This window comes from Streptomyces sp. NPDC058579 (genome assembly GCF_042718575.1).
GTDB lineage: Bacteria > Actinomycetota > Actinomycetes > Streptomycetales > Streptomycetaceae > Streptomyces.
This window is the reverse complement of the sequence record NZ_JBHXPI010000002.1, coordinates 76,461-99,974: the sequence shown is the minus strand read 5'-3', so window position 1 is coordinate 99,974 and position 23,514 is coordinate 76,461. Positions and strand designations below refer to the sequence as shown.

1 protein-coding gene (cut by both window edges) is annotated in these 23,514 nt (G+C 72.3%); it reads right to left on the bottom strand.

The whole window is internal to a hypothetical protein gene (locus ACFWRO_RS03370; RefSeq protein WP_384503848.1) on the bottom strand: the coding sequence, 43,167 nt in all, runs 7,213 nt past the left edge and 12,440 nt past the right edge, and what appears here is coding positions 12,441–35,954 (codon 4,147, partial, through codon 11,985, partial); reading right to left, the first codon wholly in view occupies positions 23,511–23,513. The start codon and the stop codon both lie outside this window.

Here is a 23,514-nt window from a genome sequence, read left to right as displayed (position 1 = left end):
AAACCCTGGGCGTGCACGACGAACGGCCTCCCACCCGGAGTCCGGTCCTCGATCAGCTCCTTGAGTTTGTCGTCCGGAACGAACGGAAGACGCATCCGGGAGTTCCCCGGACCGTCCAGCGAGATCGCACCCGAGAACAGAGCGGACGCCACGCTTACCCGCTTCCGCCCCGGCGAAGCACCCTTGAACCGGACGAAGGGTGTCTCGGACACCCGGGCAGCCGGGTCATCCGGGGAGATGGCGAGCTCGCCCGACGGCAAGAGGAAGACCTCGTACGGCGCGGCGAAGGTGTTCGGGCTGTCCAGAGCGTCGGCGACCGCCTGCGCCGCAAGGGTCGCCGACACAGTCCGCTTGCCCGCCCGGCACCCGACGATGACAATGTTGGGCTCCTTGTCCTGCGCCCTCCAGTGGTCGACGAATTCCGTGAACGCCGGCATCCTCCGCAGCAGATCGGTGATCGTCTCGGGCGGCACCCGGACGTGTCCGTGTTCGTACGTTGCAGGGAAGAAGCTCTCCGGATACGCGTGCAGGTCAAGATAGGCCGTGGGCCCGCTCCACTGATGCAGCTTGGTGTCCAGGATCTTGCGCGGACTGCCCGGGTTCTTCGGGCCCAGATGGAACACCGCGGAGTCCGGCCCGTCGGGGTTGTGCAGTCTCCATCGGTCGGGGGTGTACGCGCCCTCGCTGTCCGCGAGCAACGAGAACACCTTGGCGTGCGGCACAGCGGTGTCCAGCACCCGCAACTGGAACATCTCGGCCGTCAGCGACCCGGGATGCTCCGCGTCCCAGCCTGTCGCGCGCTCGACGGCGGCCTCCGGAGAGTTCCCGGGCCCATGCAGATCGTTGGCGATCCGCATCAGCTTCTGATGCCGCTCGGCATCGCCGAGGCTGAGCGTCGACCATCCCGCGTAGTGCCGTTCGATGACCTCGTACGCGGCCTCCAACCCGATCCTGAGCAGCGCCGGATCCGACAGGGACGTCCGCAGGACCTCCTCGTCCCGCAGCTGGTCGGCCAGCTTCGCCGCCGCGCCGACGCCATGCGACCAGTACTCGTGGGCCACCAGCTCCACGGCGGCGTCCTGGCGCCCCGCACCGACCTGCTCCCACAACGAATCCTGGGAGAGCGCCGCACGGACCCTCGCCCTCAACTCGGCGAGCCCGTCGGGCGTCAGGTAGAGATTCGTCAGACCCTCGCCCGCGAGACTCCGCTTCGGAGTCTCCCCGGCCAGCCTCCGCGCCAACACCTTCAGCGCACCCGGCCCCTCCAGCGCCGCCCGCTCCAGCTCCGCCTTCGCCCACAACGCCCTCGGCTGCACATCCAGCGCATGCCCACCGATCGCGCTCACGGCGAAGTCGACGACACGGTCCTTCGTGGGCGGCCGGAACGTCGGGGAGTCGATGGCGCCACTGACTTCATCCTCCGCTTCGAGGTCGCTTCCGAGGTCGCTTCCGAGGTCGTCATCGGGCCCGGGTCCGTCCGTCTGCTCCTGCTCCCCGGGGTCCTCGGACGTCGGGGGGTCGACGCGTTCCCACTCGGCGCCCGCCTCGGTGCGAACGCGGGCGATACCGTCGTCGCCCGCCTCCAGGCTGGACGGGTCGGCGGAGAACCATACCGGTGTCCGGAACCTGTAGGACAGGTGGTCGGCGAGGTCCGGCCGGCCGTCGCCGGTCCCCTCTCCGACCAGGACGTAGGCCTCGGGGACCGCTCCGGCTTCGCGGCCGTGCCGGAGGGTGTCCTCGATGAGCTGCGCCGCCTGGTCGGGGGCGTACTGCTCCGTGATCCCGTCCTGGTCGCTGAGCATCACGGCGTCGTCGTCGATCTCGACGAGGAGGAAGCGCACCCGGTCGGCCGCCCAGGGCGCCGGAACGGGCTCGGCCCCTCCGTCCTCCGCCGGCTGCAGGTGCAACGTGTCCACCTGGGTTCCCGGCTGCACGTCGCCGTCCGGGCGCAGGTCGGTCAGGGCTTCGGCCGCGGTCAGGTTCGACTCGGCCGGGATGGTGGCGGGTTCGGAGCGAGGCGCGGCGGGCCGCCCCGTCTCCGACTCGACGTCGCTGTCCCCGCGCGGGGCGCCCCAGCTGCCCGGCATCAGCCGCTCGACGCCTCGGGCGGGGGGCTCCGCGCCCACGAGGGTCTCGGTGATGGGCGTCGGTTCGAGCGCGAGGAGCTGGGCCGCCCGTTCCACGGGGGCGAAGAAGGTGAGGGCGTCCTGCTCCACCGTGACCTGGACACCGGCCCCCGTGCCGCCGGACAGCTCCAGCCCGATGTTCCAGCGGGCCCGTCCCACGGAGAGGTGCGCGAACCTGCGCTGGTCCGGGTCGGTCAGCTCGTCGCCCAGCGTGCCCATCGACTTGTCCCCGCTCTCCAGCATGCTGGAGAGGCCCCCGCCGCTCTGTCCGGTCCCCCGGCTCCGTCCCACGTCCGCGCCGACACCGGGCCGCAGGACGTCCGGGCCCTCGGAGGCCAGACCGGAACGCAACGACACCGAACCGGACAGACGCAGAGCGGCGTCGACGGCGCCGCCGACCGAGCGGTGCGAACGCCGGAAGTCCTTGACGATGGATCCGGTGATCGTCCCCTCACCCGTGCCGTGCGTCGAGATGGCGCGCAGGTCGTCGTGGTCGAGGGAGAGGACGAGGGTGAGTCCCTGGTTGGTGAACATGCCCGGGACCGTGAGGGGTACGCGGAGCGCGCCGCCGCTCAGCAGGTGGACGGCCCCCTGGTGCATGAAGGCCATGCTGAACACGGCGGCCAAGCGGCTTCCGAGGTGGGCGCGGGCCCCGTGCCAGCCGGTGCTGCCCAGCGCCGGGGACACGTTCTCGTCCAGCAGGTTCTCCGCCTGGGCCACGAGCTCACGCAGTCCGCCGATGGTGCCGATGAACGCCTCGGTCAGGTTCTCGGGGGCAGGCCGCAGGCCGGTGCGCGGCCCGGCCCTGTGCGCGGGAACCGTCCGCGGTGCCGGCCGGTCGGTGCCCGTGGGAGGTTCGGGCTGCATCAACTGCTGCGCATGCGCCAGCGTCAGCTCGCCCTGCAGGTTCGACTCGGCGAGCTGGTGCCGGGTGTGCTTGCCGACCAGGGAGAGCAACGGGCCGATCACACCGGTCGACGCGGTCGCCCCCCAGTAGTGGTCGAGAGAGAGCGTGACCCGGACGTCGTAGGCCACCAGAGCGGGCGTGTCCACGTGCAGCAGACCAGAACTACGTGTCTGACCGAGCGAGGAACCGAGATTGCGTCCCTGCCCGTAAGCGCCTCCGAAACCGACACCGCCGCCGCCGTCCACCACGGGCTGGGTCGGGTCGTGCAGCGCGTGCCCGTAGTTCCAGCCGGCGTTGCCGGAATGCGACCATGCGAAGGAGGTCGAGTACGACACGTCCTCCCGGCGGACGTTCTTGCCCTCGAGGACGTGGAGAGCGTCCGCGTCGCCCGTGTGGCGGGGGTTGGACAGGTCGACCCGGGCCGTGACCACGGCCAGCGCCGTGGACACAGCACCCCGATGGGGCACCACGATCCGGAAGACACCCGAAGCCATCGGCTCCATGGCGGCCTTGGTGCCCTGCCGGGTCGCCAGAGCGGCACGCAGACGTGTCAGCACCAGCTCGGCGTGATCAGGGTCCAGTTGCTGGAAGAGCGTGCGCCGGGTCCGCTCGACCACCGGCCTGAGGTCGGGGATGTCGTGCAGCACCGCGTGGCCCAGACCATCGGCCGGGTGGGTGGTGGGGAACGGACCGTCGCCGCCCGTGACCGACAGCGCCGGGACTCCCTCGGACGATGTCGAGGGCCCCGGCTCGGCAGTCCCGGTCGACGTGCGCCCCCGACCTCGCTCGCGCATCTGCTCCGCGAGTCCGGCCGGCATCACCAGCAGGGCGTGGGCGTTTTCGATCGGACGCTCGGCCGTGCGCTCCCCGTAGGTACGCGCGGTGGCCGGATCGCCGCCCAGAGGCACCGGGCTGCGGGAGGAGAGCGTGGCGACGAGCAGGTAGTCCATCCGGGCGTAGATGTGCTCCTGAGGACCGAGGACGATGTCGACCCGGTCGCTCTGCCCCTCGGCGCTCACCGTCAGAGTGCGCGGAGTTCCTTCCCCGTAGCGGTAACCAACGGCCGGAGTGTGCGAGTGGTCGGTGGCCGCGTTCCGCTCCTCGGCCGTGCCGCCGTAACCCTCGGGGCGGGGGTCGGAGGTGAAGGAGGCGTTCGCACCGGCGGATACGTTCCAGTTGACCAGGTCACGGGTGGCACTGTCACTCACCGAGGCCGTCGTCAGGGTGTGGTCGTACTGGTACGAGGTCTGGCTGACTCCCCTGGTCGTCATGTCCTTGACGGTCGCCCGGAGTTGGAATTCGAGCCGGGTCGGCACGCCGAAGGCGTCCTGGCCGACCGTGCGGGTCCAGAACGGGTAGCTGCCGCCGATGAAGTCCTCCACGCGCGAGCCCATCGCGTTCAGCGCCGTGTGCAGACCGACCCGCTCCGAGGGCTCCAGATCCACGTCCAGTTCGGTGAGGAGTTCCTCCACCTTGGCGTGCATCAGGCTGGTGTCCGCCATGAACAGGGTGTGCAGCGGCGGGCGTTCGTTCTCGTCCGGCTCGTGGACGAGCTCCTGCCGGTCCGGGTCGAGCTCTCGGCCGGCGATCCGCGTGTCGGGGTCCAGCTGCGAGCGCATACCGACCGAGTCGTGCCACTCCTCGTCCGGCCCCCACTCCTCCAGCAGGTCGTCGGCGACCATCAGCCGCACGTTCAGCGCGACCGGCGCGAGGGTGTCCTCGCCGGCCCGGCCCTCCTCCACGGCGCCCGGATCCACCTCCTGGCCATGTTCCGGCGCCCCGGTCGTGGACCGGATGGTCGTCAACTCGACGACGTCGCCGCCCTCCGTGACCGTCGCGGGCGGCTGGGCCGGCTCGGGCGCGGGCGGGCGGGACCGGGTCACCGTGACGCCGATACCGACCGCGCCCTCGAAGCCGGCCATGAACCGCGACCCGCCGCCCGAGGCACCCCCCACGGAGAAACCGCCGCCCGTGGTCGCGACCCAACCGGTTCCCACCCGGGGCGCGATACGACCGCCCGCACCACGGAAGGTGAACTGGTCGGGCGTCGTGCTGTAGTTCAACGGCACGTCGAAGCCGCCCTCCAGGGAGGACGCGGTGGACCGGGCACCCTGGAGCTCGTAGAAACCGCCGTAGTACGTCTCGCTGTTGCCGTCCCACATTCCCCGGTGGGTCAGGCCGTCCGGGTCGAACGTGCCCGAGAGAGTCAGTACGACCTCCTGCGGACCGGTCGGTCCGGGCCTGCTCAGTACGACGGAGATCCCGCCGTTGAGGATGTCGTGCAGCCGCGCGGCGAGCGGTTCCGGACGCACCAGGTTGGTGATGGTCATGAAGTTGGTGTGCTCGTGGGCCTTCAGCCCCTGCACCGCGTCGGCCGGCGGCAGCATGTCCGGCGCCGCCGCGCGCACCGCGCGCACCACCCGCTCCATCAGGCGTCGGGCATCGTCGTGATCCACGGAGTCGACCCGGCTGAGCTGAGGCAGCCAACTGCCCAGCATCGGGGCGAGACGCAGCCGCCGGTCGCGAGACGTACGGGCGTGCAGTTCGACATTGCCGGCGTGCGGCCCGTCCACGGTGGCCCGGGGAACAGGGAGTCCTTCCATCAGCCCGAGCCGGACGGCGTCCTGCAGGAGGATCCGCAGTCGGGCCGTGCCCTCCACGGTCTCCGCCCGGTCGCGGCCCTGGACCGTGGTCAGGGTGCGCCCGGCGAGCACCACGCTGGGCTCTTCCAGCTTGACCTTGTGCAAGGTCACCGAGCCCGCCTGCTGTCCCGGGTCCGACACCCCCACCGAGCGGCTGCCCCCGAGCGCGGGAACGGACAACGTGGAGCCGAACTGCCCGATGCCCGTGCCCAACAGCCCCGCCGCGGAGAGCGACAGGCCATCACTGCCGCTGTGACGGTGAGCGACGTTGTCGACGTTCACGTCCTCGGTGTCGATGTGGATCATCCAGTCGACCTGGGGCGTGCCGTCCTCCTCGGTCACCAGCTCCACGTCATGGAAGACGGTGCTCAGCTCGACGGACTCGATCACCCCGCCACGGGTGTTGAAGGGGACGGACAGATAGCCGCCCGCCATGGCCCGGTGCAGGGCGCCGGCGATCGAGTGGACGGCCGTGAAAGCGTCGACAGCGCTCTTCTCCGGCGTCCCGACCCGCGACATCGAGGCGGGCAGCACGGAGAACACCGCCTGGCGCAACGCCTCGGTGTGGTCGAAGGACTCGACGACCGAGGTACGCGGCACACGCAACGGACCACGCAACTGATCGGGAACCACCTGCGTGACGGCCGGTTCCGTACCGCCGGCTTCCTCCTCCGGCCGGCCGAACGGCCACCACTCCTGATGGGCGAGGGCGTCCCGGGCGGTGCGTCCCCGGTGCTGCCCCAGGGTCTCCAGGGTGCTCCGGAGCAGGTCGGTGCCGGCGTCCCGGCCGTCCTGAGCCGGTGCGTCCCACCACTCGGAGGTCGCGTGGGTGACCCCTTGCGCAGGCCTGGGCCGGCTCTGCACCAACCGCCGGTCGTGCCGGCCCACCAGCGCCCGTTCCAGAACGGCCTGGCGCTGCCCCGGCGCCACGGAGCCGCCGGCGCCCTGCACGGTCACGTCGTACAGCACGTCGTAGAGGAAATCGACGGCCCGGTACGTGCCCTTGGTGTAGCGGGCGGTGGTCGCTCCCGAAGAGACCGTGCTCGTCGAAGCCGCGCTGTACCCGGCGAGCACCGAACTGAACAACGCCGCCGCCGAGCTGAGGTGCGGAATCGCGTCGAGCGTGAAGTTGAGCGCCATCGCGGCGGGCAGGGCGACGCCGTGGGCCGTGGTCCGGCTGCTGCTGACCGACTCACCCGACTCCAGGAGCTGGCGGGTACGCGGCTCCCACTTCGCGGACGCCGTCAGCGGCAAATAATCCTCGGTTCCGGCCAGGCGGCGGCCGTGCGGATCGGTGATCTGACGCCAGTCACCCACCCGCACGCGAACAGCGGCTTCGATGTGCCTGCCGTCCACATGCAGACCCAGGACGAGACGGTCACCGATCGCCTGCGGCAACTCGCTGATGAAACTCTCCACCGAGAACTGGACGTCCAGTGCCCGCCGCACATCCTCACGCACGCCCTCGGGGGCCGCCTGAACGATCGCGTCGCGGATCGCCCCGTGCAGACGCCCGTCGGGCAGATCGAACGTACCCGCCCCGCCGTACTGCTTCAGGCTCGCGGAGGTGACGGTCGCGGGCGGGGCGAACAGAAGCTCCTCGTCCCGGGTGTCCCGGTCGCGTATCCAGTCCTCCGGGGACGTGTCCGGAACCGGAACCGGAACCGGGTCGAGTGCGGCAAGCGGGTCGGAGCCGGAGCCCGAGGCGCCCGGGGTGGCGAGGCCGTAATCCGCCGGGTCGTCGTCCGGCTGCGAGCCGCCCTTCTTGGGGGCCTCGCCGACGGGCAGATCGCTGAGCACCTCGTGCAGGGCGGTGAGGAGGGCGGTTCCCCGGGCGGGCGGCTCGCCCTTGTCGGGGTTCTGGGAACCGTGGTGCTCCAGGAGGGCCACCGTCTCACCCGGAGTGTCGTGCAGGGCCGCGGCGGCCAGCACCGTCGCCTCGCGCTGCGCGATCTGTTCCTCCGGCGTCTCCGCCCAGGGCAGCGCGAGGCGGTTGGAGGCCTTGCCCAAGTGCCTCTGCCAGGTATCGGGGAGCTCGCGGCGCAACCGGGCCAGGGAGCCCGCGGCCAGCGGGCTCAGCTCCGTCTCGTCGGGCCCCGTCTCGTCGGGCCCCGTCTCGTCGGGCTTCGCCTGCTCGTCCGCCGTTTCCCGGTCCACGGCAGCGCCGACCTCCTCGGGACCGGCGTCCCCCGTGTCCCGGCGCTTGCCGAGTGACCTCTCCGTCCTCGTCTCCCGCTCCGTTTCCGGCTCGGTGTCGCTGTCCGGGTCCGACAGCCAGCCACCCGGCATCAGCCGCCGGAGGCGGCTCGTCGGCGGTTCCGAGCCCACGAGGGGCTCGGTGATGGGCGTCGGTTCGAGCGCGAGGAGCTGGGCCGCCCGTTCCTCGGGTGCGAAAAAGGTGAGGGCGTCCTGCTCCACCGTGGTCCGGATGCCGACCGCGGTTCCGTTCTCCCGCTCCAGGGCGATGTTCCAGTGGGCACGGCCCACGGAGAGGTGGACGTACTTCCGCTGGTCCGCGTCGGACAGGTCCGCGCCCCAGGTGCCCGCCGACTTGTCCCCGCTCTCCAGCATGCTGGTGAGGCCACCGCCACGCTGTCCGGTCCCCCGGTTCTGTCCGGCGTCCGCGGTGACGCCGGGCCGCAGGACGTCCGGGCCCTCCGTGACGAAGCCGGAGCGCAGCGCCGCCGATCCCCGCAGGCCGAGGGCGGCGTCCACGGCGCCGCCGACCGAGCGGTGCGAGCGCCGGAAGTCCTTGACGATGGTGCCGGTGATCGTCCCCTCGCCCGAGCCGTGCGTCGAAGTGCGGCCCAGGTTGTCGTGGTCGAGGGAGAGGACGAGGGTGAGTTGTTCGTTGACGAACATGCCGGGGTCGGTGAGGGAGACACGGATCGTGCCGCCGCTCACCAGGTGCACGGCGCGCTGGTGCAGCCAGGCCATGCTGAACACGACGGCGAGGCGGCTTGCGAGGTGGGCGCGGGCACCGTGCCAGCTGTTGCTGCCGAGCGCCGAGGACACGTTCTCGTCCAGCAGGTTCTCGGCTTGGGCCAGGAGTTCGCGCAGTCCGCCGATGGTGCCGATGAACGACTCGGTCAGGTGCGCCGGTTCGGGCCGCAGGCCGGTCCGCTCCCGGACCTCGCGGGCGGGGGTGGTGCGGGGCACCGGCCGGCTGCCGCTCGCCGCGGGGGTTCGGGGCTGCATCAGCTGCTGCGGATGCGCCAGTGTCAGCGCCCCGGGGAGGTCCGTCTCGACGAGTGTGTGCTGGGTGTGCCTGCCGACGAGGGAGAGCAGCGGTCCGACCAGGCCGGTCGAGGCGGTGGCGCCCCAGTAGGCGTCTAGGGAGATGGTGATCCGGATGTCGTACTCCACGAGGGCGGGGTTCTTGTCCACGTGCAGCATGCCGGAGCTGCGGGTCTGGCCGAGGGACGAGCTGAGGGAGCGGCCCTGCCCGTAGGTGCCGGAGAAGCCGCCGCCACCGCCGCCGTCCACGACGATGGGCGGGTTCGCGTCGTGCGGGTTGTACCCGTAGTTCCAGCCGGCGTTGAAGCCGTGGGACCAGGAGTGGGAGGTCGAGAAGGAGACGTCGTCCTTGCGGACGTTCTTGCCCTCGAGGACGTGGAGGGTGTCCGCGTCGCCCGTGTGGCGCGCGTTCGAGAGGTCGATCCTGGCCGTCACCACGGCGAGCGCCGTGGAGGCGGCACCCCGGTACGGCACGACGATCCGGAAGACACCGGAGGCCATGGGCTCGATGGCGGCCTTGGTGCCCTGTCGGGTGCCCAGGCCGGCGCGCAGCCGTCTCATCACCTCCTCGGCGTGATCGGGATCCAGCGCACGCAAGAGCGTGTCCCGGGCCCCCTCGACCACCGGCATGAGGTCGGGGATGTCGTACAGCACCGCGTGGCCCAGGCCGTCGGAGGGGTGGGTGCTGGGGATCAGGCCGGCGGCGGCGGTGGTCGGGACCTCCGTCACCTCCGTGGTCTCCTCGACCGCCGCGCCCTCATCGACCTCCGGGACCGGGGCCAGACGGGAGGGCCCGGGCACGCCCGTCTCGGCCACGCGTCGGCGGCCCTGTTCCCGCATCCGCTTCGCGCGGCCTTCCGGGATCACGAGCAGGGCGTGGGCGTCGCGGACCGTACGGTCGGCCGTGCGCATGCCGTAGAAGCGCGGGGCGGCCGGATCGAGCCCCAGCCGTACGGGGCTTCGGGAGGTCAGCTCGGCGACGAACTGGTACTCCATCCGGGCGCGGAGGTGCTCCTGCGGGCCGGTGACGATGTCGACCCGGTCGCTCTGCCCCTCGGCGCTGACCGTCAGGGTGCGCGGTGCTCCCACTCCGTAGCGGTATCCGGCCGTCGGGGTGTGGGAGTGGTCCGTCGCCGCGTTCCGTTCGTCCGCGGTGCCGCCGTAGTCCTGGGGCGTGGGGTCGGAGGTGAAGGAGGCGTTCGCGCCGATGGATCCGCTCAGCTGGATCAGGTCGCGGGTGGCGCTGTCGCTCACGGAGGCCGTCGTCAGCGTGTGGTCGTACTGGTACGAGGTCTGGCTGACCCCCCTGGTCCGCATGCCCCGCACGATGGTCCGGAGTTTCAGCTCGAGCTGGACCCGCATGCCGAAGCCGTCCCGGCCGATGGTGCGGGTCCAGAAGGGGCGGCTGCCGCCGATGAAGTCCTGGACGCGTGAGCCCATGGCGTTGAGCGCCGTGTGCAGGCCGACCTGTTCCGAGGGCTTCAGGGCCACGCCCAGATCGGTGAGGAGTTCGTCCACGGCGGTGTGCATCTGGCTGGTGTCCGCCATGAACAGGGTGTGCAGCGGCGGCCGTTCGTTCTCGTCGGGCACGTAGTGGAGCGGCTCCTTCGGGACCGGGCCGACCGACCGGCGGGGCGCCCCCGTCTCGGGGTGGAGCTCCGAGCGCAGGGCGACCGAGTCGCGCCACACCCCGTCTGACCCCCGCTCCTCCAGCAGGTCGTCGGCGACCATCAGGCGCATGGCCAGCGGGACGGGCGCGGTGATGTCCTCGGCGCGGCCCTCCTCCGCGGCGGCCGGCGTCGTCTCCGGTGTCTCCTGTGTCCCCGCCGTGCCGGTCGTGGGCGTGAAGGTCGTCAGCTCCACGGTGTTGCCGCCGTCCAGAACCTGGGCGGGCTGCTGCGTGGGGGCGGCCGGCGCCGGCGCGGGCCGCGGCGACGGGGTCACCTTGACGGTGATGCCGACGGTGCCCTCGAAGCCGGCCATGAACCGCGATCCGCCGCCCGAGGCACCGCCCACGGAGAACCCGCCGCCGGTGCTCTTCACCCAACTGGTGCCGATCCGGGGCCCGATGCGGCCGCCCAGGCCACGGAGGACGAAGTCGTCCGGGTTCGTGCTGTAGTTCAGTGGTACGTCGAAGCCGCCCTCCACGGAGTAGGCCGTGGACCGGTCGCCCTGGAGCTCGTAGAAACCGCCGTAGTACGTCTCGCTGTTGCCGTCCCACATCATCCCCTTGCGGTGGGTGAGGGAGGCCGGGTCGAGGGTGCCGGAGAGGTTCAGGACCACTTCCTGCGGGCCACCGGGCCCCATCCTGCTCAGGATGACGGAGATCCCGCCGTTGAGGATGTCGTGCAGCCGCGCCGCGAGCGGTTCGGGACGCACGAGGTTGGCGATCGTCATGAGGTTGGTGTACTCGTGGGCCTTCACCCCACGCACCTCCCTGGCCAGGGTGACCAGCAGGTTCGCCCTGTTGTTCTCCTCCGGCGGCAGCATGTCCGGGGCCGCCGCGCGTACGGCACGCATCACCCGGTCGTACAGCCTCCCGGCGTCGTCGTGGCTGACCCAGTCGACCCGGCTCAGCTGGGGCAGCCAGGTGCCCAGGGTCGAGGAGAAGCGCAGCTGCCGGTCGGGGGCGCTGCGGGCGTGGAGTTCGACATTGCCGGCGTGCGGTCCGTCGACGGTGGCGCGGGGGACGCGTCCGGTCATCAGCTGCATCCGCTCGGCGTCCTGCAGGAGGATCCGCACCCGCGCGGTGCCTTCCACGGTCACTGTCCGCCCGCCGCGGCCCCTGACCGTGGTGCTGGTGCGTCCGGCGAGGACGACGGTGGGCTCTTCCAGCTTGACCTTGTGCAGGGTCACGGAGCCCGCCTGCTGTCCGGGGTCCGACATCCCCACCGAGCGGCTGCCGGCGAGCGCGGGGACGGAGATGGTGGACCCGAACTGGCCGGAGGCCGCTCCGAACAGCGCCGCCGTGGAGGCGGACAGGGCGTCGCTGCCGCTGTTGCGGTGGGCGACGTTGTCGACGTTCACGTCCTCGGTGTCGATGTGGATCATCCAGTCGACCTGGGGCGTGCCGTTCTCCTCGGTGACCACCTCCACGTCGTGGAAGACGGTGCTCAGTTCGACGAACTCGGTTGCTCCGCCGTTGGTGTTGAAGGGGACGGAGTAGTAGCCGCCCGCCATGGCGCGGTGGAGGGCGCCGGCGATCGAGTGGACACCGGTGAACGTGTCGATCGCGGCCTTCTCCGGCGTCCCGATCCGCGACATCGAGCCGGGTAGTACGGAGAACACGGCGCGGCGGAGTTCTTCGGTGTGGTCGAAGGACTCGACGACCGAGGTACGGGGGACGTGCACGGGGACGACCGACGGGGGCGGGGGCGGGGTCGGGGGCGTGGTGGCGGCCTGGTTCGTGGCGGGGACGTCGGTGTCCGTGGCGGCCGGGTCCGTCGCGGTGGGGTTCGTGGCGGCCGGGTCCGTACCGCCTGCTTCCTCGTTCGGTCGGCCGAACGGCCACCACTCCTGGTAGGCCATGGTGTTCGGACCGGCGTTCTCCCGGTGCAGCCCCAGGGTCGGCAGGGCCGTCTTGAGCAGACCGGTGCCGGTGTCCCGGCGGTCCGGTGTGGCCGGGACGTCGGTCGCGGGTGCTTCGTCCGTCGGATCCACCTCCTGGGGCTCCGACGCCGGCTCCAGCTCCGGGTCTGGGTCGTTCCACCACGTGGAGGTCGCGTAGGTGACCTCCATCGAAGGCCGAGGCCGGCTCCGCAGCAGTCGGCGGTCGTGCCGCCCCACCAGCGCCTGCTCCAGGACGGCCTGGCGCTGGCTCGGTGCCGTGGATCCGTCGGCGCTCTGGACGGTGACGTCGTACAGGACGTCGTAGAGGAAGTCGACGGCGCGGTACGTGCCCTTGGTGTAGCGGGCGGTGGTGGCTCCGGAGGAGACCGTGCTCGTCGAGGACGCGTTGTACCCGGCGAGCACCGAGTTGAAGACGGCCGCGACCGAGCCGAGGTGCGGGATCGCTTCGAGCGTCTGGTTGAGCAGCATGCTGGCGGGCAGCGCGACGCCGTGCGCCAGGGTCCGGCTGCTGGCGACCGCCTCTCCCGACTCGAAGAGCTGGCGGGTGCGCGGCTCCCGCTTCTCGGACACCGTGGGCAGGAGGACCCCGTCGGGTCCTGAGAGGGGGCGGCCGTGCGGGTCGGTGACCTGCAGCCAGTCGCCGACCCGGACGCGCACGGCGGCCTCGTAGTGCCTGCCGTCCACGTGCAGGCCGAGGACGAGGCGGTCGCCGATCGCCTGCGGCAGCTCGCTGATGAAGTTCTCCACCGAGAAGCGCTGTTCGAGCGCCCGCCGCACGGCGTCGCGCCTGGCCTCGGGGGTCGCTGCCACGATCGCGTCGCTGATGGCCGTGTGGAGGGCCGGGCTCGGCAGGTCGAAGGTGCCGGCCCCTGCGGACTGCCTGAGATTCGTGGCGGTGAAGGCCTCGGGCGGGGCGAAGAGAAGATCCCGGTCCAGGGCGTCCTGGTCCTGCACCCAAGTCGTCGGGGTCACATCGGGGAGCTTCCCGGGAGCCGCTACGGCGAGCGGTTCGGGGGCCGGGTCCCCGTCCCCGGGATCCGGGTCCTGGCCGCCGCCCGCGAGGGTCTCCGCCGGACGGTCCGCCGGACCCAGGTCGGACCTCAGGGCGTCGGGCTCACTGCTCATGAAGGCGCTGGGCCGGAGCGCCACATCCTCGGGGTCCCGCTCCTCCGAGTGGCGGGTGCCGGAGCCCGAGGCGCCCGGGGTGAAGATGTCGCCGTAGGCCTGCCCGCTGCCCGAGAACGAGCCGCCCTTCTTGGGGTATTGGCCCACGGGGAGGTCGCTCAGCACCTCGTGCAGGGCGGCGAGAAGGGCGGTGTCACGGGCGGGCGGCTCGCTCTCGTCACGGCGCCGGGCGCCGTGGTGGCCGAGGAGGGCGATCGTCGCGTGCAGCGTGTCGTGCAGGGCCGCGGCGGTCAGCACCGTCGCCTCGCGCTGCGCGGCCTGGTCCTCCGGGGTCGCCGCCCACGGCAGGGCGAGGAGGCTCGACGCGTCGCCGAGCTGATCCTGCCAGGTGTCGGGCAGATCGCGGCGCAGCCGGGCGAGGGCCTCCACGGCCAGGGGGCTCAGCTGGTCCGTGCCCTCGAACTCCTCCGTCCCGTCGGGGACTTCGGCCTTCTCGTCCGTACCGGACGACTCGGTGCCGGAATCCTCCGTGGACCTCCGCTTGCCGAGGGCCTTCTCGGAAGGCTGCCGGGGCGAGCCGTCCTCCCCAGCCTCGTCGGCCTCGTCGTTCAGGGCCGACAGCAGGCCGTCGACGGTCTCGTCGACCATGCGGCCCTCGGCGTCGAGCCGGATCAGCAGGTGCAGACCGGCGGGGACGTCGAAGCGCAGCGCTCCCCCGACGGTGACGGTCAGGTCCGCCTCAAGGCCGCCGTAGACCGACTGGGAGACCGCGTTGACCTCCTCGGTACGGCTCTGCCCGCCGGCGGTGTCGTCGCCGGTCGACCTGCCGTACGAGCCGACGAGCCGCTCGAAGAGCCGTACGCCGTCCGTGTCGGCGCCGCCGTCGGGCCCCAGGGTGGTCTCCACTCCGGAGGAGGAGTGGGTGGACGCCTCGGCGGAGCTGTCCGACTGCTGATAGCGCCGGGCCGTGAGGTTCGTGCCCTCCGTGGGCCCGAACCGCCGGACTCGGGCGAGTTCGAAGCGGACCGTCTGCGCTGTGTTCCCCACCGGAACCTCGTACGCGCCGCGCAGCAGGTCCTCCAGGCGCGGCCGCATCACTTCGGTGCTGGTGGCGTGCGCGTACCGCAGACCGGCCATCGTCGTCAGCTCGAACGGGTTCGGCCCGGAGTCCCCGTCGGCCGCGAGCGTACGGAGGTCGGGGCGCCGACCCACGGGCGCGGGCGCGTACCGCGCCCACCGCTCCACGGCGTGGGCCGCGGGCATGTCGAGCGGGAGAACGTGGTCCGCGAGCAGGGCGGCCATGTCGCTGCCGGGCTCCGGCGAACGGGACTTGTCGTCCTCCCGCAGCGCCGGGTCGACCCAGCGCGGGTTGTCGCCCTTGGGGCGGTGGATCAGCGGAGTCGGCTCAGGCGCCTGGTTCGACGCCTCGTCCGGCGCCGGAGCAGATATCGGCTTCGGCACGGTGAACCGCGTCGGGACCAGGAGGCGCATCGAGCCTTCGACGGTCGCGGACTCGTTCCATTCCGCGTACCTGCCGAGGCCGGTGCCCAGGGTCGGGTTGAAGGGCACGCCGAGGCCCTTGGCGAGGATGGGAATGTTCATCGCCGCGCCGAACGCACCGGTCGCGAGCCGGATCGGCGCCGAGACGAGCTCCATGGGCTGCTTCGACATGCTGATGCTCACGCGCAGGGTGAAGTCGTGGCTGAAGGCCGTGGCCCCGCCGAGGGTCATCCGGTGGATGTCGAGCTCGGTCGCCGAACTCGTCGTACCGGCGCCGCGGCTGCGCGAATAGCCGCCGATCGCCTCGAACCCGCCGTGCCCGTGACTCGCGCCCGACTCGCCGCCGGACTCGTCGGCGGCGAGCCGGAGCCTGGCCCCGGCCTCGACTCCCAGCGAGCGTCCCATCGTCTCGTCGTCCGCCGTCTCGGAGGAGCCCTGGGCGCGGCCCGTCAGCTCGACGTCGTCGTGGTCCGCCTGCTCGTGGGCGGCGGCCACGGACTCCATGCGCACGCTGACGGCCAGGTACTCGGTCGTGCCGAACGGCGACGGCTTCGGGATCACCCGCAGGACACCCGAGCCGAGCAGGGTCGGCACCTGCGCGCCCAACGCGCGCGGGGAGAACGCGGAGCGCACGGCGTCGAGCACGCCCGGGGAGGTGACCCCGTGGGCGTCAAGGAGCCCCTGGATCGCGCCGAGCACGCCGTCCGCGCGGAACACCTCGGGATGCGCGACACCGACGCGCAGCAGCTGCCCGTCGTAGGTGTGGGTCGGCTGCGCCGGTACCACTGAAGGCGCAGGTGCGGGCTGCCGAAGGATCTCCGCCGCGCGGTACGACGGCATCAGCATCTCGAGCCCGCCCTGGACCCGCAGCCACCGTTCCCCGGACTCCGTGCGGTTCCCCTTGCGGCGATCGATCCGTACGTGGAACACCGGGTCCGCGGTGAGACGGTCCTTCGTACCCCCGTACGTGGCGCGGCTGATGCTCATCATGCCCTCGGCCGTCTTCCGCGACGTACCGCGCACCGCACTGCCCGACACCTGGAAGACCCCGGCCGCGCGGTTCTTCGTGGCACCGCCCTGCTGCCCCTGGCCCGTGGAGCCGCCGTCCTCCTCGTCGTCCATCGCGGCGCTCTCGTCCCGGCCGCCCCAACTCCCCTGCGGGCCGAGCTGGAACGCCAGGGCGCCGGTGACGGCCCTGCCGTTCTCGACGGCGCGGCGCGAGGTCAGCTGGCTGTACTGCTCGATCTCGACATCGTCCGAAGTCGTCCCCTGGTTAAGGGTGTTGTACGCGTCCATGCGCAGCGTCAGGCGCTGCTTCCAGCCGTCGCGGTCGGGCAGGGCGACCTCGAAGCCCTCGGCGGAGGTCAGCGCCCCGAAGTACGCGGCCAGGGTGTCGGGCCCTGTCGCCTCCAGGAACTCCTCGGGCCACAGGGCGGAGTCGGCGAGCCACTGTCCCGGCAGCGCGTTCAGCCCCTGGTAGACCTCGGCGATCTGCCGGCCGAGGGCGCGTACGCCGAGGAAGGCCGGGCGTACGCCGGAAGAACCGGTGGTGGTGAAGTCGGCGCGGACCTCCCCCAGCGCGTCCGCAGGTCGCGTCCGGTCGGGGGTGACCTTCCCGACCGTCTCAAGTGCGCCGGGCGCGAGAGGGTCCGACGGTGCGAACACCTTCGGCAGGAGGAGCTGCGCCGAGGTCCCTCCCGGCCTGGCCATCTCCCAGACCTTGCCCTGTCGGACGGTGCCCGTCGAGGACATCCGGTGGACCGCCAGCTCCCAGCGGAGCTCGTAGTTCCCCTGGTGGACCTGGCCGCCGGTCTCGTGGCGGTTGGTCTCCTTCACCGTGCCGACGAGCTCGTCGCCCCGTTCCCCGTCGGACTGCAAGCGGCCACGGAGCGCCCCCAGTTGCAGGCGCAGCCGGGGACCCACGGAGACCCGCAGCGCGGCGCCCAGACTCCCCGAGACGCTCCACCCGGTGGACATGCTGCCGGTGAGTCCCCAGGCCGCCGTGGCCCGGGTGTTGACCGACATCGCGTAGTCGGCACCGCCGAGCTTCCGACCGAGCGTCGCCCGCAGACCGAGCCGGTACTCCTTGCCGTTCAGGCGCAGGACGTGCGTCCGCCCGACCAGCAGGTCGGCCAGGGAGGCCTCCAGGGCGGGGGTGCCGAAGAAGACGGAGAGCCGACGCAGGACGGGAGCCGTGACCTGCTCCGGGCCCGCCATGGTCCGCAGGGTCTCGGCGAACTCGTCCAGTACGGACTCCGAGCCCGGCAGCGCGAGGAGCGTGCTGAAGCCGAGGCCCTGCGCCTGCTCCCGCCGGGCCGCGAGGGGCAGCGGCTCCGAGGAGTGGGCCGGGAGGCCCGCGGCCTCCAGGAGGGCGAGGATCGCGGGCGAGGGGCCGGACCCGGGGGCCGCGTCGGGGTGGGTCTCGGTGTCGGTCTCGGTGTCGGTCTCGGTGTCGGGGTTGGCGTGGGTGTCGAGTCCCGGGGTGCGAATGGCGCCGAGGGTACGCGTCTCCCAGTCGGCCGCGCCCTGCCCGTACCGCCAGGGCACACCGATCTCGCCGTACGTCTGCTGGACCACGGGCTCGATGTCCGGGTGGGTGTCGGACTCGATGGTGACGGTGAGCCGGACGTCCGCGTCGTACCGCGCGTACTCCTGCGACGCGGTGTTGAGCACGGTGTGGCTCAGGGACTTGGCGGAGGTCGAGAAGCCGTCGCTCCGGGTGGATCCGAAGGTGAGCGCGGCCAGCGGAAGGACGCCGCGCGGCCGGTCCTCGACCGGGAGGTGGGTGAGTCCGAGCACGGAGTTGCCGAAGGCGATGGAGGCCCCGCTCGAACCGCTGCGGGACTGCCCGCGGGTGGCGCCGAGGCCGAGGTCGGCCCGGGTGCGCAGGGCGTCGGTCACCTCGCGCAGCGTCGCGTCGGCGACCTCGGCCCGGATGACGACGTGGCCCCGGAACTCGCCGAACCTGGTGAGCTGGCGGCGGATCGGCGAGGTGCGGTCGCCGCTGGTGAACCAGAAGCGGCTGCGGTCCAGGGCCGCCGCCTCGCTGACCACCTTCTGGATCTCGCCGGACACCGTGGCCACCGCGTCGGGCCGCAGTCCCGCCCCGCGCAGCCTGGACTGGATCGTGGCGACGACGGGGACGAGGTCGAGGGCGTGCAGGGTGCCCTGGGTGTGGTCGGTGGCGTTCTCCTGGCCGGCCGGGATGTCCGCGGGCGAACTGACCTTGTCGAGCCGCAGGGGCACGGGCGGCGCCGAGAAGATCTTCGGGAACTCGACCCCGATGCCGCGGGGCACCACGACGGAGGTCTCCTGCCGGACACCGTCCAGGAAGACCTGCATCCGAAGTGAGCTGACGAAGGTGGCCGTTCCCCTGGTGAGGGGCTTCAGGCCGGAGATGACCTCCTGCTCCCAGTTGCGCGACCGGCCGCGCGCGAAGGACAGACCGAGGTGCGGTACGCCGGCGGTGGCGGCCGAAGCGAAGGAGGAGGCGAGCTGGAAGCCGAACTGGAGCATCGACTCCAGGCCGGTGGTGGTCTCCGTCGAGCGCTCCCCGCTGTGGCTGGTGGAGCCGAAGGCGATGCGGTAGCGGGTGAGGGCGCCCGGCGCGGGCCCGGAGCCGGGCACCGGGCCCGCGAGGTCGGCGGGGGTGGGGAGCAGCCAGACGAGCTTGTCCCCGACGGCCAGCCGGATCCCGTCGCGGAAGAGGGCGGACCAGGCTTCCGGCGTGTGGTTCAGGAGGAGCCGGACCATGGCCTCCTCCACCTCCGGGCGGATCGACGCGTCCAGGTCGTGGGCGCTCGCCGCGGCCCACAGCCGGGCACGCTGCTCCGTCCAGACGGGGACGGTCTCCACGGTCATGGAGCCGACGGCACCGCCCCGGACGAAGGCCGGCGGCACGATCTGGGGGGTGGTCACCGGGGGTTCGGAGGGCTTGGGCTGCTCCGGGGCGGGTGGCTGGTCCGGGGCGGTGGGCTGATCCGAGACGGTGGGCTGGTCCGAGAGGGGTGGCTGGTCCGAGGCGGGCGGCTGCTCGCCGTTCGGAGCCTCCGCCTCCGCATCCGCCTCCACCGGGCCGTCCGCGCCCGCCTCCTCCTCGGCGATCTCGGCGATGGTCTCCAAGCCCGAGGTCGGGAGGGTCGAGGCGGGGGCCGTCCATGCCGGGGTCAGGTGGTCGGGCAGCGGGCCCTGGGTCAGGTCGTACGGCTGCGGGGCCGGGGCGATCGGCCGGAGCTCGGTCAGGGCGCGCGCCGCGGCGGTGGGGCTGTAGAGGACCGCCCCTTCGGGGACAACGACCCGTACGGTGCCGGGCGTCCCGCCCTCGGGCCGCCAGGCAAGGGTCCACGCCACGTCGCCGGTCCGCAGCAGCCGGTAGGTGCGCCGGCTGCGCTTCTCGCCGGTGTCCGAGGTGTTGCGGTCGCCTCCGGTCTCCGCGAGCCAGGTCGTGGCGAGGGTGCCGATGCCGGTGACGCCCTCGTGCACGTTCCCGGTCGGCGGGGTCGTATCCGGGCCGCCGGCCCGCTGGTTGAGGCGTAGAGCGAGGTCTCCCCGGACCGAGGCACCGTGGTACTGGTTGCTCCACCCCTTCTTGCCTGCCCGGACGAAGGCCCGGCTCGTCGCTCCCGAGATGGTGATCTCCGCGGGCTTCACGGCGTGGACGCTCTGGACGTCCGCGGAGACGGTGAGCACCCCGGACATGTCGCCGAGCACGCCCGGGATCGTCAGCGCGACCTCCAGGCCCGCCTGGGTCATCGGCAGGAAGCGGCCCGGCATGGACGCCGCGCTGAAGACGGCTTCGAGGGTCTCGGTGGCGGAGATGGGCATGCCGTGCCAGGAGTGTGCCGCAGGGGAGAGGTCGCCGCGCAGCAGTCCGTGGGCCGCCTCCCGCAGGGTCCCGAGCCCGGAGACCGAGGAGACGTGGGTGTCCCTGAGCAGTACCGGGGTGAGGGGAAGTCCGGTACGCGCCGGGACTTCGGCGACCGGCGTGATCCAGGGCGCGGTACGGGCCCGGTGGGCGGCGCCGGTTCCCGTACCGGTGGCGGACCGTACGCCGATCTCCTTCGGGAACGCGAGCCGCAGCCGCCCGTTGAGGTCGGCCGGGCCGATGCGGTGGGTCTGGACCCCGCCGACGACGGGGGCGAGCGGCCGAATGGCCGTCGCGGGGAGCAACGAGCCCGCGCCCGGAATCCCCGCCGTCACGGCGCGGTGGACGCGGATGTCGACCGCCAACCTGACGGTGTGTTCGCTGAGGCGGAGCACGTCCATGCCGCGCAGCGCGCCAAGGACGGTGTGCTCGGTCGACACCGACTGCCGGAAGCCACTGGTACGGGTACCGCTGCCCTGGAGCGTGACTGTCGCGTCCTGGTTGACGTCCCAGGGCGCGAAGGAGGCGCTGGCGAGGGAGAGGACGCCCTGCGCGCTGTGGGAGGAGACGACGTCGGTCGCGGTCTGGAGCAGCCGGGTCGCGACCGCGGCCCGGTCCCACAGGCGTACCTCGGTCGTGGTGCCCAGGGGCACGCCACGGTCGACGTTCGCCTTGAGCACGATCTCGGCGACGGCGGTACGGAACGTGCCGCGGTCGGGGACGTGCAGGGTGAGCCCGTCCATCAAGGCCTCGATCGACGAGCGGAGGCCGGTGCGCGAGGCCAGCTTGAAGAACTCCCGCTCCACGGCGGCCGCGTGCTCGCGCCCGAGGTTGGCCCGCATCCATGGCATGACCTGGCCCGCGAGGAAGGCCCGCAGGTCCGGAACGTCACGGACCAGCGTGATCCCGACGGCGCCGTCCTCCGCGACGGGCGCGACCAGTTGCTCGGCCGGCCCTTCGGCGCCGTCTTCGGCGTCCTCGGTGTCCTCGGGGACCTCGGGCAGGGCGGCCAGGGGGTGGTCCCGCGGCAGGAGGTTCATGGCCACGGCCTCCGCGGCGTTGAACATCATCACGCCGTCGACGGTCACTTCGCCGTCCGACGCCGACTCGTTGAAACGGCTGAGGCCGAGCGCGGAGCCGACCAGCTCGGGCAGGCCGGTCTCGTTCCAGACGGAGAAGCCGAACCGCAGACGCACCCGGGCGTCGCTCCACACCTGGGCCCCGATGGAGGCGTCGATGACGTCCGTACGGCCGATCAGGCCCTCGATGGAGGTCTCGGGTGCGTCCTCTGTGTACTGGTAGCCGCCACGGGCGCGCAGGGTCTCGTCGTCGGCCACGCCCAGGGGCAGTTCCACGCCTCCGCCGGCGCCGATGAGGGCGTTGCTCCTGTTCCGGGTGACGACGCTGCGCGCGCTGTGCCCGTACAGGGCGTACCCGAGGGAGGTGCTGGGGCCGATGGAGCTCAGCCCCACGACGTCGGCGTGCAGGGTGACGGCCGCCATCTGCCGAGCGCCCGACCAGTGGGTGCCGACCTCGCGCAGGAACAGGGTCTGGGGTCCTGTGGCGAAGTCCGGCAGCCGCTGGCCGAGCGTGTGCAGGATCGAGCGCAGGGCCGCGTGGTCGACCGCGTGGAGCCCGCTGACGCCGAGGCCCGCGAGCCCGGTCTCGATCGCGGTGAGCGCCGGGCCCGTGTGCAGGTACGCCAGCGTGTCGACGGGCAGGCTTCCGGCGGGGTCGGGGGTCCCGACCAGGCCGTTGTCCGCGTGTCCGGTCGGGACGCGGACGGGCCGGCCATCGGGTCCTTCCTCGGACTTCAGGGAGGTCGCCGACACGGGCTGCTCGCCGTCGGTCGGCGTCTCGTCGAGGAGTTCGTCGGGCAGGACGAAGGCGCCGGTGAAGGAGACCGGCTCTGTCTTGAGAGTGCGGGGCGGGGCGTCGGTTCCGGTGGTGACGGGGAGCGGGAGTTCCGCTGCGGCGTCGTCCTGGGGGTCGGGGAGTTCCGCGTCGGAGTCGTCCGGGTCCCCGTAGTGGCCGGGCATGGTCCCGGTGGTGGCGGGCGCCGCCGGAGTGGGGGCGGGCGCCGGGGTGGGCCGTGGCAGCTTCTGCTCCACGCTGACCTGGACGGTGAACTGGGTCTCGAACTCGGTCATCCACTCCGCGAGAACTCCCGTACCGGCGCGCGCCGTGACGCCGCTCTGGGTGATCTGCGTGCGGGTCATGGCCCGGGAGGCGTTGCCCCGGGGCACGACTCCGTCGAGCGGCCCGATCTGTGCAGCGGCGATGTTCAGGGAGAGGTCGGCCCCGGCGCTGAAGGCGCTCCCCCGGGTGGAGGTCGTCGTCAGGTCGTGCCCGTACGCGCTCAGGATCTCCATGTCGCCCGTGAGGGTGCGTACCTTCTCGGCGCCCGACTGGTCGTAGGTGGCGAGCGCGGTGACGTGGATCTGGTGCTCGTCGTCGTGCCCGGTCAGGACGACGGACTCGCCGATGTTCAGCATGGCGGGGAGCCGGCCGCGCAGTTGCTGGCCGCCGAGGGCCGCCGTCAGCTTGGTGAGGTTGCCGTGGAGCCGCAGCGTGTCCGCGTCGGCGCGCGGGCCCGGTCCGCGGGTCCCCTCGGGCGGCAGGAATCCGGGGAACTCGGACCGGACGAGCGCCAGGGTCCGCAGCAGGATCTGCCGGGGTCCTTCCGGGTCGAGGTCGCCGATCCAGGCCGCTCCGGGCAGGTACGCGCGGAACCTGTCCGGAACCGCGAGGTGCCGCTCGGGGGCGGTGCGGGCGAGCTGCTCCGCGCCGTGCGACTCGGTCTCCGGGGCGGGTTCCGAACGCCAGTCGTCCGGCACTTCGGCGGCGAGCATGCGGACGTACGAGGTGAGGGGGACGGTCGCGGTACGGCCCTGCTCGTCGGTGAGGGTCAGTTCGGTGTCGAACCGGACCACCGTGGAGCGTTCGTGGAGCATCAGCTTGGCGGTGTCGATCCCGGTGACGGATTCCCCGGGCGTGCTCGTACGGACGGTACGGGTGCCGGTGAGACCGAGGTTGGCGGTCAGCCGCGCCTGGGAGGTGCCGGCGGTGAAGTTGGCGGAACCGCCGAGCTGCAGCCGGTCGGTCTTGGTGAGCTGCCGGCCGGCGGTCGTGACGTGCGCCCGCTCGAACTCGGTACGGCTGAAGTCGTCGTCGCGCACCACGCTCGGGTTCACGTGGCGGGCCGCGACGCTGATCACCCCGTGCCGGGCGCCGTCGGCGGAGAAGTACTCCGGCGAGCGGAAGAACCCGTCGGTGGCGTCGTGCATGCCGGCGATCAGGGTGTCGAAGGAGGCGAACTCCATGAGGACGGCGTGGCTGGGGTGCCCCACGTCGGTGAACTCGGCCCCGGCGAGCCGGAACACGGCGGACCGGAAGCCGGCGGTGCCCTGGAGCACCTCGAAGTGGGCCCGGCTGCCGAGCCGTACGGGGGCGGTCGCGGCCGGGGTCGGGGGCGCCGGGACCGGGGTGTCGGCCGGCTCCCAGGCCTGCCAGTCCTGCTGACCGGTCGCCGTGCTGTCGAGC